Here is a 13531-nt window from a genome sequence, read left to right on the forward strand (position 1 = left end):
ATCGCTATGGATACCGTTAACGAAGCCACATTGAATGCCAGGATCAAAGCGCTGGAAGCACAAAATGCAGCGTTGGAAGAAGAGAAGCGTCATTACCAGTGGTTGGCAGAAAGTACCACTGACCTGATATCCCGCCATGCCCGCGATGGTACTTTTTTATATGCCTCCCAGGCAGCGCGAGACTTACTGGGGTACGAACCGGAAGAGCTGATCGGCGTATCAGCCTATCAGCTGTTTCATCCCGCCGACTTAAGCGATCTGCTAAACAAATCACCACGTGTGTACTATCACGACGGTTTTTATCAGCAGACGTATCGGTTTCGGGCTAAAGCAGGCCACTATGTATGGTTTGAAACCACCAGCCGAACCCGCCGAGATGATGCCACAGGCGAGCTAATTGATATTCTTTGTGTCTCTCGGGATGTGAGCCGCCGAGTCCATGCCGAAGCGACCAGAGAGCGCTTAGCGCAGGTGGTCGAATCTACCACCGACTACGTGCTCTTTTTAGGGCCTAACCAGCATATTTTTAGCGCTAACGAAGCAGCTAGACGCTGCTTTTCACTCCCGCGCGCCACCATGCAAGTTGCCTTATCTGTGCTATACAACGCTGACTCCTTGGCACTACTGGAACAGGTGGTATTCCCCGCCGTTGAGCGCTATGGTTCCTGGAGCGGTGAGCTGGAGATGCTCAGCGCGAACGGCTCCGTCCCTGTGCTTAGCGTGGTGCTTACTCACCGCAGCCGAGGTGCGGAACCTGGTAACTTTGCATTGATTAATCGCGATATCAGCGTGCGCAAAGCTGCCGAAGCCCAGGCTCGTCGGCATCAGGAACAAATTGCCCATGCCAACCGATTAGCCGCCGCCGGCGAGCTTGCGTCTAATATTGCACATGAACTCAATCAACCTCTCGGCGCTATCGCCAACTACACCAGCGGTGCCCTTCTAAAGGCGAAGCACACGCCAAACTTGCCCGCCAGCGAGCTACAATTGCCACTGGCCCGCATTGACGAACAAGTACAGCGCCTTGCCCAGCGACTCCGTCATATGCGTAGCTTTGTGCGTAAACGCAGTCACTGCGTCAGACCCTTGGTGCTTGAGCATGTCATTGCCGCCGCCTTTCAACTGTGCGACTGGCAGTATAAGCAGGCGTCAGTTCAACTTACCCAACAACTGCCCCATGGGTTGCCACGTATTTATGCAGACCCTATTGCCCTTGAGCAAGTAATCGTTAACCTATTGCTTAATGCGCTAACCGCTAGCCGTGACACCCCTGGTGCCGATCAGGTCGTTTTATTCGCACAAAAAAGCGGCAATCGGCAGCTGACTCTTAGCGTTGAAGACCAAGGCCCTGGTGTAGCGCCAGACCATCAAGAGACTATTTTTGATGCCTTTTTCACCACACGCGATGAAGGGTTAGGGATGGGACTAGCGATTAGTCGTTCGCTAATGGAAAGCATGGGAGGAGCGCTTACTCTGCGCCCTCAGCAAAGCGCGAAAGGCGCCTGCTTTGATATAACACTTCGCACAGAAACAAGCGCATGATCGCGCATCCGGCGCATGACAAGGAGCCAGCGGTGACCAGCAGTGTTGAACAAAAATCTACCGCCACCATTGCGGTTGTTGATGACGATCAGGCACTGCGTGAATCGCTGGTATGGCTGCTTGAGTCGGTTGGGCTAACGGCCCAAGCCTTTCATGGCGGCGAGCAGTTTCTAGCCAGCAAACATGACGAATTGGGGGCGCTGCTGCTTGATGTTCGTATGCCTGGAATGAGCGGGCTTCAAGTGCAGCAGCAGCTTGTTGACCAAGGCGCTACCCTGCCGGTCATTATGATGACCGGGCATGGCGATGTCCCCATGGCGGTGGCTGCACTAAAAAATGGCGCGTTTGATTTTATCGAAAAGCCATTTAATCACCAGCAACTAATCGACAGCGTGCAACAGGCGTTAGGCAGCGCCCATCAACAGTTGCATGCTCAACAACAACTGGCGTTGCTGCGCACACGTTACCAATCCCTGCGTCCAAAAGAGCAGCGTATTGTGAAACATGTGGCAGAGGGTATGACCAGCCGTGAAATTGCCGAGCATATGCAAATTAGCGGCAAGACCGTCGAGGTCTACCGACTCCGAGCAATGAAGGCTATGCATGCCTCCAATCTGGCTGAGCTGGTGCGCCAAGCAGTAGCATTAGAACTCGTTCCAACACTCAGCGCAGCCAGCCTCAGACGTGACCCTATTAACTAAACAAAACAATTAATTAAGCGGAACAATCTGACCATTGGCTTTTTCCAGCACATTGCTTACCAGCTCATAGTCGATGCTACGCCCTTCTTGCTCGTGAGCCTCGATCAAGCTCACCACTTCTAGCAGTGTTTGCATACCAAAAGCTTGCTCATCCGTGGCCGTAAATGCTTGGATATAGGCTCCACCAGTGCTGCTCCAGCCCACCTTGATAGGGGCATCGATAATATTGACTTTCGTGCCCACCGGCACCCGCCAGAATATCGACTCAATGTCCTCTGGATGCATACGAATGCAACCACGGCTAGCCCGCATACCGATGCCATCCGGCTGGTTAGTGCCATGAATCAGATAACCAGGAATATCCAGCAAGATAGCGTATTTCCCAAGTGGATTATCTGGGCCTGGCGGAACCACGGCGGGCGGTGGATCACCGCGCTCAGCAGCCTCGCGACGGATAGAGGCTGGCGGATACCATGCTGGATTTTCTAAACGCATGGTGGTCTTGGTGACCCCTAATGGCGTGTCAAATGCGTCACGTCCAATACCGATAGGATAAGTTTCCACCATTGGCGTTTCGCCTTCACCCACTTCTGGGTAGTAATAAAGACGCAGTTCGGCCACGTTAATGACAATCCCCGTACGCGGCTCATCAGGGAGAATAAACTGGCTTGGGATGGTGACCTCGGTTCCTTCTCCTGGCACCCAGATACTCACATCGGGGTTTGCCATACGAATTTCTTCGTAGCCCACATTGTGCGCACGAGCAATATCGAGAAGAGTATCCTCTTGGCCAGCGGATACTGTGTACACCTCGCCAACCATATTGCCTTCTTCAGGGAGCGCAAAATGACCTTTTGGCAAATCACTCTCATTAGCGGCGGCAGCGCTCGCCAAAAGCCAAGCACCTAATGCAAAGCTACTGACACAAAGCTGCTTAATTCGTCGAAAAGCAGGGTACCGCGCGGACGTTGTCATGGGCTCTCCTTATGATGTGGCCTCTATGCTGTGCCAATTGGGCCACTTGAGCAAGAATATGCCGACTCGTCATTACGGGGTCAACTCGACAGACTGTCGCAGGCGTTTGAAGCATCAGAGTAATACGTTTATTGATTGACAAACCACATCAACCCTAATTATAAATAGCCGCAGTTAAAAATCATCGATATACAACAAGCGCTTATCTTTAAAAAATTAAAAACCATTACAATTATAATTGCAAAACTTGGTATAACGTCTATCTTACTAAGTGTCTTATCGCATTGACGCGAAAGGCACTGGCCACTTTTATTGCAGCATTAAAACACCGCACTAAGGTAGCCACGCTTAATTAAAAACGAGCGAAATTTTTATCACCAGGAATAACAGCGATTTAGCAACCGACATACCGATATAATGGAATATATCAACAGCTTTTCAGGATGAAAAAAAGCTAGCACTATTCGCTGTTAATTTGTTTAGACATCGACGTAGAAGCGTTATGTCTTTATGCAAGCGCAAGGAGCAAGAGCAATGAAAATGATCAAACCTGCACTTTTAGGTACGCTGATGGTACCCGCATTCATCTTGGCAGCAGGCACTGCCAATGCTGAAAACACCACTACCATGGATGCGACCTACCTTACTAGCACGCCTGATGGTGCCTTTCATGCGGACTCGCTGACAGGCAACCAAGTCAAAAGCTCAGTAGAAGACGATGAAGATATCGGCACTATTAATGACCTAGTAATTGACGAAGATGGGCAAATCCATGCCGTTGTTATTAGCGTTGGTGGCTTCCTTGGAATGGGTGAAAAAGACGTTGCAGTCGCATGGGATTCGCTTGAATTAGTCAAAGATGACGATGGCGACGATTACGTTATTCGCGTTAATGCATCACAAGATGCTCTTGAAGCTGCAGAAGAGTATGAGCGCAACACAGAAGTGCGTGAGCGCAATGCAGAAATGCATGAGAAAAACGTAGAAAACCAAGAGAACAACTAAGCAATAACTTAGTTAGCTCCTCTAAAGGCCTTGGCAATTGCCAAGGCCTTTTATATTAAACATACAAAACTTCTATATAGAAAAAATCACCATAACACATGTTATCAAAATAATTAGTTTTTAAGCTTAGCTGTCATCGTAATGTCAGCATTAAGCACCTTGGATACGGGGCAATTCGCTTTAGCTGTTTCAGCGGCCTCTTGAAAAACAGCTTCATCCGCACCACTCACGCTTGCCGATACCTCTAAATGAATACTTGAAATATCGAAACCGCCTGCACTTTGTGAAAGTGTAACGCGGGCAGCGGTATCAATTGCCTCTGCGGTATAGCCTTTCTCTCCCAGAATCATCGAAAGTGCCATGGAAAAGCAGCTAGCATGAGCTGCGCCAATTAACTCCTCAGGATTGGTGCCCGGCTCACCTTCGAAGCGCTGCTTAAACGAGTAACTTGCTTCTAATACTCCGCTTTCTGTAGAGACGCGGCCTTCGCCATCTTTCAAACCGCCTTCCCAGCGTGCGTTTGCTTTACTATCCATTCTGTTCTCCTTTCCTATGGTAGTTCGCTGATGCGTAAGTAGACGCATAAGGTGCGTCCACCAGCTCACTCAGCGTAGCTGATTCTCTCGCCTATGCCGAACTAACGGGGCCGACGCAGTAAAATATGATGGCAAACTGCCTATATGTTCGTTTTCAGCCGCTATGTCGCTAAGCTGAGCACCTCTGTTACATTCAACACGACGTCGTTCACCACCATGTCTATAATAATTGCCGCTATTCACCTAAGGACACATCATGTCATCGGCCGATGCGCTGCGTTTGGTACTGCTTTCTTCCCTATGGGGGCTATCGTTTATTTTCATGCGCGTCGCCGCACCAGAATTTGGTGCCATTCCGCTAGTGTTAGTCAGGATGGGCATTGGCGCTTTGCTTTTGGTGCCGCTGCTCCTGAGCCTGCGCTACCTGCGGCTGATCTGGCAGCACAAAGGGCCGTTACTGCTACTGGGCGTGATTAATCATGTACTACCTTTTTCATTGTTAGCGTTAGCAACAACTCGGCTGGAGGCGGGATTTACGTCGCTGATAAACGCCACCACACCGATTTTTACCGCTTTACTAGGCGCTGCTTTTTTTGCCACCCCCGTTCAGCGCCAGCAGTACATTGGCTTAGCATTAGCGCTACTGGGTGTGTATGTGCTATCGGCTGACCGGCTAGACTTTAGCCTAGGTGGCGACGGCTGGTTTATTATTGCCGTATTGGGCGCAACATTTTGCTACGGCCTTGCTGGAAATTACTCTAAAACCCGCCTCGGCCATTTACCAACACGAGTCCTGGCAGCAGGTAGTAGTGCCATGTCGGCATTAGTTTTGTTGATCCCTGGTCTACTGCTCTGGCCCAGCGACCCCGTCAGCACGCTTGCTTGGGGCAACGCGCTAGCGCTAGCGGTGCTCAGCACCACGCTAGCCTTCTTGCTTTATTTCGGCCTATTAGCCAGTGCAGGGGCCACCGCCACCTCAACCGTCACCTTTTTGGTTCCAGTCAGCGCGCTGCTGTGGGGCTACTTGCTGCTTAATGAAACACTTAGCTTTCAAGTGGTGGCAGGTATGGTAATCACTCTGTTAGGAACCGCTGTCGCCACAAAACTATTAAGGTTTAAGCCTCGCGCTGCGTTGACACCACCTCGTCCCCCACACGAATAGTGCCACCTTGACCCGCCGTTAACGTGGAATTTTGGCCAAAGTAGGCACCTTTCAGGTGGGGCTGAGTGTTCAGGGCAAGCAGTGTTTTCAGTGGCTCTGCCTGTGCAGGTATGGTACCGGTTTGCTGATCAACGGTGGTGATCTTACAGCGCTGACAGGGTTTGCGTAGCGTCAGTTCATAACTGCCCTGGCGTGCTGCTAATGTTGCCCACTGGTCTTCCGCCCAAGCATCATCACATGCCACCACAATATTCGGCCGAAAACGGTCCATCGGCACAGGGGACTGCCCATTGGCAATCAGCGCTTGATTCAAGGCATCTAGAGAGCCGGTGGTGGTTATCAGAAAAGGGTAGCCATCAGAAAAATAGGTATGCGCCTCGCCTCCCGCCAAAAAGTCCTCTTCAACAGAACGCGTAAACTCGGTGGCAAAGCGCACCAAACTGATGCCTTGTGCTTGCTCACCCAATGCCGTCACAAGCCAGTGCGATACGTCCTCGCTTTCTGGTAGTGCTTTGCAGTGGTCGTCCCACACTTTCACAAGCCGCAAATTACCTTGGGGTTCCGCAAGGGAAATCTCGATCGGGTCAACATTTGGGTGAGACAGCACCAACGCTTGATCGGTTAATTCAACCGCAATGGTGGCAAGCGCAGGTAACTGGCGCTGGGTGACAAAACGCTGCTGAGCATCCACCAACATCCAACGGCGATCCCAGCCAAGCCCATGGTCATGGATGTCACTTTGAGTGACGTTAATTCCCTTCAGCGATTTAACAGGATAGATAATGAGTTGGGTAATGTTCACGGCGGCCTCATGCTCTTTAGCGCGGTGGTTTAACAGGCAATTCTGCTAATGATCAGGATAGCCTATCGAGATAGCGGGCAAGCTGCCACCAGCCGTGCTAAAGCGTTTTACCCAGCTCAACCCGATAACCTAAGTCCATGACCGGCTGTTCGAGTGCTTCGCCACGAATACGCGACAGCAGCGCTTTCGCGGCGGCTTCGCCAATGGCTTGCCGGGGGGTGATAACACTAGCAAGGCGTGGGCTCATCGCCTGGCCAACATCGTGGCCGTGGAACCCAGCAATCGCCATCTGTTCAGGCACGCTGACACCGTGGCGCAAACACTCAAAGTAAGCCCCCACCGCAACATCGTCGTTGGTGCAGAAAATGCCATCGGCACTGGGGTAGTCACGCTGAATTTGCTGCATCAGCGCCGCCCCGACGCTATAGGAAGAGCGCTGACTGCTCTGTAGCGTTACCGGCGCTAAGCCATGCTCTTCCATGGCCTGGCGATACCCTTGCTCACGCTGGCGTGTCCGCTCATCCAGCCGCACAGCGAGATAAATCACCTGACGCCTGCCACGGTGAATCATCTCACTGACCATATCGTAAGCGGCCTGCACGTTATCGTAACCCACCGCCTGCTGCAGTGGTGGGCGACGGGTATCCATAATTTCCACAATAGGAATACCCGCGGTCTCCAACATCCGCAGGCTACGTGGCGTGTGATCGCGGTCAGACAAGATGACGCCATCCACATTATAAGAGAGCAGCGAGGCCAAACTGCGCTCTTCAAGCTCAGGGCTGTAACCGTAGTGAGAGAGCATCAAGTGATAACCAGCAGGCTCGGTGTACGCTTCGATACCGACAATGACATCAGCAAATACCTGGTTGGTCAGCGATGGTACCAACACGCCGATAGAGTGGCTGGTAGCCCGAGAAAGTAAGTCTGGTGCCCGATTGGGAATATAGCCAATCTGTTCAGCAACGCTAAAAATACGTTCACGAAGCCCTTCTGATACCGTATCAGGGTCCCGCAAGCAGCGACTGACGGTCATTTTTGTCGCGTCAACGCGATCAGCAATATCTTGTAATGTCGGGCGTTTTTTCTTCAATGGCGTCACTGACTGTTCTGTTAAGTGCGTAAGTCTGTTAAATGCGCAGGGGCCATACCATAGCGAATAGTACGGCCCCTCGCCTATCCCATCCTTTAGCCTAATGAACGCGTAACGTAGGCGCTAGCGCCGCCGTGAAGCGCTTGACAATCTCGTCAGGCGAGAGCGCAATGGACACGGTCAACGCCTCATCACTGCTTGGCGGCTCTAAATCGGCAAGCTGGCTCGCCAGCATACTATCACCTTTAAAGAAGTGCCCTGCCCTGGCTTCTAGCCGCTCACGCAGCAGCGCGTGGCTTCCTTCTAGATACAAAACACGCAGCTCGGGGTCACCTTCACGCAGGCGATCCCGATAGCGTTTTTTAAGGCCGGAACAGGCGATGACCACAGATGCATGACGCGCTTTATGGGCCGCAAACAAGTTAGCAAGCGTTGCTAGCCAGTCTCGACGATCACCGTCGTTGAGTGGCGTGCCGCTAGCCATTTTCGCCACATTGGCTGGTGAATGATGGTCATCACCGTCAATAAACGTTGCGCCCAGTTCTGCCGCTAGCTGCTTTCCCACATGGGATTTCCCTGACCCAGAAACGCCCATGACAAGAATACGATGCGATGGCTTATTCACTCGATGCTCCTATCAATTGCCGCGCACGGCAGTAAGGTCAGGCAACCAAGTAACAATGCCAGGGAACGCAATCAGCACCACCAGAACAACGATCAAGGCGGCATAGTAAGGCAGCATGGCTTTTACCAGGGACTCCATGGAGACCTTACCGACACCACACCCCACGTATAGGCAGGTGCCAACCGGCGGGGTCAACAGCCCAATACCTAAAATAAAGGCCATTAGAACGCCAAAGTAAGCGGCATCAACACCTACCGATGTCACGATCGGCGCAAGCATTGGCGCCATAATCACCATGGCTGGCGTTAGATCCATCACGAACCCCACCAACAGCAGTAGCCCCGCCACAATCAGCAGCAGCAAAAACGGTTCTTGAGTAATTGCCTGCACTTGGCGCACTAAGGTTTGTGGAACCATGTTAATGGTTAAAAACCAGGCAATAACGGTGGCAAATGCCAGCAGCATCATCACCATGCCGGTGAGCCTTGCCGTGCGAATTAACATACCGCCCAACTCGCTGAGCTTAAATTCACGGTATACCAGCAGAGAAATGGCCAGTGAATAAAGTAACGCCGCAACGGCTGCTTCGGTGGCGGTAAACACGCCACCAATAATGCCGCCAATCACGATCACAGGAAGTGCCAGAGCTAGCCAAGCATCTTTAAACGCTTTCCATAAGCGATCCCAACGGAATTGGCGAACACCGCCCCCCTGTTTACTCGCCAAAATAAAAGTGGTCACCATCAACGCAGCACCAATCAACAGGCCTGGAACAATCCCCGCAATAAACAGACGACTGATCGACGTCTCGGTAACAATGCCATATAAAATAAGCGGTATAGATGGTGGGATAATAATGCCAATCACCGACGACACGGTGTTAATCGCCGTGGCGTTTGCAGCGGTGTAGCCTTGCTGTTTCATTGATGGAATCATCATGGCACCGGTGGCTGCGGTATCCGCTACCGCTGAGCCGCTGATCCCGCCAAAAAACATTGAACCGGCAATAGCTACCTGGCCAAGCCCACCGCGCACAAAGCCAACCAACGCACCCGCAAGCTCCATCAAACGTCGTGCAATACCGCCGTTGCTCATCACTTCACCGACGAGGATAAAGAATGGAATCGCCAGCAGCGGAAAGCTGTTCACACCCCGGATTGACTGCTCAATCATAATCGATAGCGGGATATCAGAGAGCACCGCCATCACCAGAGCAGCCACCCCTAGACCAAACGCAATTGGCAAACCAATCACAATAGACGCCAATAAGATGGCGAGAAAAATCCACAGCATAATTAGCGCTCCCCTGGTAAGTCAGTCGGTTGGCGATGCGGTTGACGAATTACATCCACACTGACCCACATGCGCCAGAGCGATACCGCTGCAATAAAAATGACGCACAACACCAACGAAAGGCTGACCAAGTTTAGCGGCACGCCCATGATGGCGGAGCGTCCGCTTGAGCGCGTGAGCACTTGATATCCCCCCCACATCATCACCAGCATTAGCCCAGTAATAATCAGGTGCTGTAAGAAATAGAGCATGTGCGCAACGCGCAACGGCAAACGCCTTACTAGCGCATCAACAGCAATGTGCTCATAGCGTGCAAACGCTGCCGCTGCGCCAATAAAGACCAGCCAAATAAACAGCATACGCGCCAATTCATCGACCCAAGGCAGTGAATGATTAAACACAGAACGGCCGACGACATTACTGGAAACCGCCACAATCAGCGCCGCCAAAATAGCGCCAATCAAATACTCCATAGCGAGTGTTAACCAGCGAAACAGCACAGGCCCCTGGCGTGTCTCAGTATCAATCTCAAGCAGCTTGCGATTAGGGTCATTCAAATAAACCGACGGATCTTCCAACGTCGGTGCTGTAGAGGTCACCGCATTTGGGGGAGTAGAGGAGGTAGTCATAAGAACTCCGAGGGGCACTGACAAGCTGGGCAGGCGTGTGGACCTGCCCATTGGCGCGTGATACGTCGCAGCTTAGTTGCTGTTTTCTTCCACGATTTGCTGGATTTCAGCGATCAGATCTTCACCGATACGCGCCGCCCACTGTTCATAAACAGGCTGCACTGCATCTTGGAAAGCAGCTAACTGGTCATCATCTAAGCGAGTGATTTGCATACCGCGTGCTTCTAACTGTTCACGCGACCAGTCGTCATACTCGGCAGAGAGTTGGATTTCGTACTCAGCCGACTGACGGGCGGCCTCAAGTACCAGCTCTTGATACTCCGGTGCCATACGGTTCCAGGTACGCTCGGAAAGCATCATGATAAATGGCGTATACACATGGCGTGTTTCAGTGCCGTAGTCCTGCACTTCATTGAAGTTAGAGGTCAGGATGGTGCTCCACGGGTTTTCCTGGCCGTCCACAACACCTTGCTCAAGCGCCGAAAATAGCTCACCGAAGGCCATTGGCGTCGGGTTAGCACCTAACGCCTCCCAAATGGCTAAGTGCACTGGGTTTTCCATCGTACGAACACTGAGTCCACGCACATCCAAGCCAGCAACATCCTCAGGTGATTCAACTGGTCGTGCACTGTTAGACAGCTGGCGATAACCGTTTTCTGAGAACGTCAGTGCTTTTAGGCCTGTGCCCTCAAACGCATCCAGCATTCCCTGAGCCACGTCACTCTGCATCACAGCAACCGCTGCTTCACGGCTCGGCAACAGGAATGGAAGGTCAAACACGGAGAGCGCTTGCACATAACCGGTAGTGGCCGAGCTTGAAGGATAGGTCATATCCAGCGTGCCGGTTTGCAGCATTTCCATCATTTGGACATCGTCGCCCAACTGGCTGTTGGGGAAAACATTGACCGTAATACGACCATCCGTACGCTGCTCAAGAATTTCACCGAAGTACTGGCTAGAGAGAAACTGCGGCGATGTTTCGGATAGGCCAATGCCCATGCGTAAGGTGTGACTTCCGTGATCAGCCACTACTTCGCCTTCAATTGCAGGAGGATCAGAAAGTTCAGGGCTTTGAGCATGTGCCATGCCAAAAGTCAGAGTGGTCGCACCGACCAGCGTAAGCGTGCTGCGCCAAATCGTTGTCATGACGTTATCTCCAGAATAGTCGTTGTTGTTGGTTGGCTATTTACCGACAGGCTATCGAATCGTATCGGCCATCAGATTTGCAGTTTATGTTCCAACAAATTTGTTACCGGTAACATACGATAGGTGAAGGCTAGCCATCGCAACACTCGGTGTCAAAACAAAACTGCTGACTTACGACCAACGTCTAGGGATAGCCACTTACGACCTTGCACGCTACATTACGTGCTATGCACCCTGTCTCGGAGTCGACATGCCTGCGCAAGACCCTTGTAGTGAACTAGAGCTAGATCACCAGCTCTGCTTTGCGCTGTATTCAACATCACTGATGATGACCAAAGTTTATAAGCCTCTGCTCAAAGAGCTAGGACTCACTTACCCACAATACCTTGCCATGCTGGTGCTCTGGCAAGAAGATGGACTGACGGTAGGTGCCCTAAGCAAACGCCTACTAACAGACCCAGGCTCGTTGACGCCGCTGTTAAAACGGCTTGAAAGTGACCAGTTACTTATCCGCCAGCGTAGCCTCCAAGATGAGCGTGTCGTCGAATTATTCCTGACAGAGAAAGGCCGTTCGCTACGTGAACAGGCTCGCCATATTCCCAGTTGCGTTGTCAACGCCAGCGCAAAATCGGTGGAAACACTAACCCAATTGAAAGAGGATCTAGTCCAACTGCGCGAAAGCTTACAAAAGATCAAGTAGCCGTCTGAATGCCGCATAGGATGCTCGCTTTTTTGGCAACTTACTTGCGCACTAAATAAAGCTGCACTAAATTAAAACCCCAAGCACGAGTTTGGCCCATAACAACCACGTATAGGAAATGATCTATGTCTATTGAAACAGTTGCTTACCGCGCACACGCTCATGCCACTGGCGGCCGCGAGGGTCACGCTAAATCTTCTGACGGCGTGCTGGACATAAAACTCAGCACACCTAAAGAGCTAGGTGGCGCAGGTGGTGAAGGCACCAACCCCGAACAGCTGTTTGCTGCGGGCTACTCTGCTTGCTTTTTAGGCGCGTTAAAGCACGTAGCAAGCCAGGAAAAAGTGACCCTGCCTGAGGATACCCAGATCGATGGCAGTGTGGGTATTGGCGCCATCCCCACCGGCTTCGGTATTGAAGTTGAGCTGAAAATCAGCTTGCCTGGTCTTGAAAAAGACGCTGCCCAAACACTGGTCGACAAAGCTCATATTGTTTGTCCCTACTCCAACGCTACCCGCGGAAATATCGATGTGACACTGACGCTAGTTTAATTACCTAGCGCCCAAGCCACCGCTTTGCTTGCGTGCAGAGCGGTGGTGTCATAAAGGGGTATTTGGGTGTGTTTCTGCTCAACCAACAGCGCTATCTCTGTACAGCCAAGAATCACGGCCTGTGCGCCCTGCTGATGAAGCGATGCAATAATATCCAAATACCGCTGACGCGATACGTCGTTGATATGGCCATGGCACAGTTCATCGAAAATAACCTGATGCACCTCGGCACGTTCTTGCTCATTCGGAATAACCACAGCAACCCCAAAGCGCTCTTTTAGGCGTGCCTTGTAAAAGTCCTGCTCCATCGTGAAACGTGTGCCTATTAACCCAACCCGCGTCACGCCATCTTTCTGGCATTGCTCCCCAGTAGCATCAGCAATGTGCATAAAAGGAATCTGAATAGCGGCTTCTATCGCAGGCGCTACGTTGTGCATGGTATTGGTGGCCAACAGCAAACACTCAGCCCCAGCCTTTTCAATACGCTTGGAGGCACTTGCAAGTAACTGGCCAGCAGTCTGCCAATCGCCCTGTTTTTGCAGCGTTTCTATCTCAGCAAAATCGACACTTACCATCACGATCTGGGCCGAGTGAAAGCCGCCGAGGGCCCGATTAATCCCTTGGTTCAGCGCCTGATAATAGCTTTGTGTCGACTCCCAACTCATTCCGCCCAATACGCCAATAACGCGCATAACCCACTCTCCTTGATAGATATCTGTTTATTAACAGGCTAATAACCCGCTATCCTTTTAACAGCGTTATACGGCCCGC

The 13531-nt window shown here is 51.6% G+C and carries 15 protein-coding genes; 6 read left to right on the forward strand and 9 right to left on the reverse strand.

Features of this window, described 5'->3' with window-relative positions:
• Positions 1 to 6 precede the first annotated feature (6 nt).
• Both HZS79_RS07850 and HZS79_RS07855 read left to right on the forward strand, forming a co-directional pair.
• Entirely contained in the window at positions 7 to 1542 is a 1536-nt protein-coding gene (locus HZS79_RS07850) for a PAS domain-containing sensor histidine kinase (RefSeq protein ID WP_162219480.1), read from the forward strand.
• A 32-nt stretch (positions 1543 to 1574) separates the two neighbouring features.
• Positions 1575 to 2243: a response regulator gene (locus HZS79_RS07855; protein ID WP_179927512.1), complete on the forward strand. Its 669-nt coding sequence runs from the start codon at positions 1575 to 1577 to the stop codon at positions 2241 to 2243.
• A gap of 9 nt (positions 2244 to 2252) precedes the next feature.
• Here HZS79_RS07855 and HZS79_RS07860 read toward each other — a convergent pair whose 3' ends face one another.
• Positions 2253 to 3218, reverse strand: a complete 966-nt coding sequence (locus HZS79_RS07860; protein ID WP_162219478.1) for a L,D-transpeptidase family protein — start codon at positions 3216 to 3218, stop codon at positions 2253 to 2255.
• 534 nt (positions 3219 to 3752) lie between these two features.
• On the opposite strand from HZS79_RS07860, the gene HZS79_RS07865 reads away from it, so the two are divergent.
• Positions 3753 to 4223, forward strand: coding sequence for a PRC-barrel domain-containing protein (locus tag HZS79_RS07865; RefSeq protein ID WP_162219477.1), 471 nt, complete (start codon positions 3753 to 3755; stop codon positions 4221 to 4223).
• A gap of 113 nt (positions 4224 to 4336) precedes the next feature.
• Here HZS79_RS07865 and HZS79_RS07870 read toward each other — a convergent pair whose 3' ends face one another.
• Positions 4337 to 4759 carry an OsmC family protein gene (locus HZS79_RS07870; RefSeq protein ID WP_162219476.1) on the reverse strand — a complete coding sequence of 141 codons (423 nt, stop codon included), beginning with the start codon at positions 4757 to 4759 and terminating at the stop codon, positions 4337 to 4339.
• A gap of 256 nt (positions 4760 to 5015) precedes the next feature.
• Between HZS79_RS07870 and HZS79_RS07875 the strand changes: the two genes are divergently transcribed.
• Positions 5016 to 5921 (forward strand): DMT family transporter, encoded by a 906-nt coding sequence (locus HZS79_RS07875; protein ID WP_162219475.1) that lies wholly within the window; start codon positions 5016 to 5018, stop codon positions 5919 to 5921.
• Here the strand turns inward: HZS79_RS07875 and HZS79_RS07880 are convergent.
• The 6 genes from HZS79_RS07880 to HZS79_RS07905 all read right to left on the reverse strand — a co-directional run bounded on the left by HZS79_RS07880 (position 5875) and on the right by HZS79_RS07905 (position 11509).
• On the reverse strand, positions 5875 to 6723 hold the full coding sequence (locus HZS79_RS07880; protein WP_162219474.1) for an MOSC N-terminal beta barrel domain-containing protein: 849 nt from the start codon (positions 6721 to 6723) through the stop codon (positions 5875 to 5877). The genes HZS79_RS07875 and HZS79_RS07880 overlap by 47 nt on opposite strands.
• A gap of 97 nt (positions 6724 to 6820) precedes the next feature.
• The gene (gene gntR, locus HZS79_RS07885) at positions 6821 to 7816 is read right to left on the reverse strand and encodes a gluconate operon transcriptional repressor GntR (protein ID WP_162219504.1); all 996 of its coding nucleotides are present in this window, start codon (positions 7814 to 7816) and stop codon (positions 6821 to 6823) included.
• Between the two features lie 100 nt (positions 7817 to 7916).
• Positions 7917 to 8441: a gluconokinase, GntK/IdnK-type gene (locus HZS79_RS07890; protein ID WP_162219473.1), complete on the reverse strand. Its 525-nt coding sequence runs from the start codon at positions 8439 to 8441 to the stop codon at positions 7917 to 7919.
• Between the two features lie 12 nt (positions 8442 to 8453).
• Complete coding sequence (locus tag HZS79_RS07895) at positions 8454 to 9734, reverse strand: TRAP transporter large permease (protein WP_162219472.1); 1281 nt, start codon at positions 9732 to 9734, stop codon at positions 8454 to 8456.
• A 2-nt stretch (positions 9735 to 9736) separates the two neighbouring features.
• Positions 9737 to 10363 (reverse strand): TRAP transporter small permease, encoded by a 627-nt coding sequence (locus HZS79_RS07900; protein ID WP_179927513.1) that lies wholly within the window; start codon positions 10361 to 10363, stop codon positions 9737 to 9739.
• 72 nt (positions 10364 to 10435) lie between these two features.
• Positions 10436 to 11509, reverse strand: coding sequence for a TRAP transporter substrate-binding protein (locus tag HZS79_RS07905; RefSeq protein WP_162219470.1), 1074 nt, complete (start codon positions 11507 to 11509; stop codon positions 10436 to 10438).
• 250 nt (positions 11510 to 11759) lie between these two features.
• Here HZS79_RS07905 and HZS79_RS07910 point away from each other — a divergent pair, with 250 nt between their 5' ends.
• Positions 11760 to 12209 (forward strand): MarR family winged helix-turn-helix transcriptional regulator, encoded by a 450-nt coding sequence (locus HZS79_RS07910; protein WP_179927514.1) that lies wholly within the window; start codon positions 11760 to 11762, stop codon positions 12207 to 12209.
• Positions 12210 to 12334: 125 nt separating this feature from the next.
• Positions 12335 to 12760, forward strand: a complete 426-nt coding sequence (locus tag HZS79_RS07915) for an organic hydroperoxide resistance protein (RefSeq protein WP_179927515.1) — start codon at positions 12335 to 12337, stop codon at positions 12758 to 12760.
• On the opposite strand, the gene HZS79_RS07920 is transcribed toward HZS79_RS07915, so the two are convergent.
• Positions 12757 to 13452: an aspartate/glutamate racemase family protein gene (locus tag HZS79_RS07920; protein ID WP_179927516.1), complete on the reverse strand. Its 696-nt coding sequence runs from the start codon at positions 13450 to 13452 to the stop codon at positions 12757 to 12759. The two genes, HZS79_RS07915 and HZS79_RS07920, sit on opposite strands and share 4 nt — an antisense overlap.
• Between the last annotated feature and the right edge of the window lie 79 nt (positions 13453 to 13531).

The sequence above is a fragment of the Vreelandella zhaodongensis genome, from assembly GCF_013415115.1.
Lineage (GTDB): Bacteria > Pseudomonadota > Gammaproteobacteria > Pseudomonadales > Halomonadaceae > Vreelandella > Vreelandella zhaodongensis.

What these genes read in the sequence shown, in the direction of transcription:
- HZS79_RS07865 (WP_162219477.1), top strand. Translation starts at nt 3,753, where the DNA reads ATGAAAATGATCAAACCTGCACTTTTAGGTACGCTGATGGTACCCGCA.
- HZS79_RS07895 (WP_162219472.1), bottom strand. Translation starts at nt 9,734, where the DNA reads ATGCTGTGGATTTTTCTCGCCATCTTATTGGCGTCTATTGTGATTGGT.
- HZS79_RS07900 (WP_179927513.1), bottom strand. Translation starts at nt 10,363, where the DNA reads ATGACTACCTCCTCTACTCCCCCAAATGCGGTGACCTCTACAGCACCG.
- HZS79_RS07905 (WP_162219470.1), bottom strand. Translation starts at nt 11,509, where the DNA reads ATGACAACGATTTGGCGCAGCACGCTTACGCTGGTCGGTGCGACCACT.
- HZS79_RS07910 (WP_179927514.1), top strand. Translation starts at nt 11,760, where the DNA reads ATGCCTGCGCAAGACCCTTGTAGTGAACTAGAGCTAGATCACCAGCTC.
- HZS79_RS07920 (WP_179927516.1), bottom strand. Translation starts at nt 13,452, where the DNA reads ATGCGCGTTATTGGCGTATTGGGCGGAATGAGTTGGGAGTCGACACAA.
- HZS79_RS07850 (WP_162219480.1), top strand. Translation starts at nt 7, where the DNA reads ATGGATACCGTTAACGAAGCCACATTGAATGCCAGGATCAAAGCGCTG.
- HZS79_RS07870 (WP_162219476.1), bottom strand. Translation starts at nt 4,759, where the DNA reads ATGGATAGTAAAGCAAACGCACGCTGGGAAGGCGGTTTGAAAGATGGC.
- HZS79_RS07875 (WP_162219475.1), top strand. Translation starts at nt 5,016, where the DNA reads ATGTCATCGGCCGATGCGCTGCGTTTGGTACTGCTTTCTTCCCTATGG.
- HZS79_RS07860 (WP_162219478.1), bottom strand. Translation starts at nt 3,218, where the DNA reads ATGACAACGTCCGCGCGGTACCCTGCTTTTCGACGAATTAAGCAGCTT.
- HZS79_RS07915 (WP_179927515.1), top strand. Translation starts at nt 12,335, where the DNA reads ATGTCTATTGAAACAGTTGCTTACCGCGCACACGCTCATGCCACTGGC.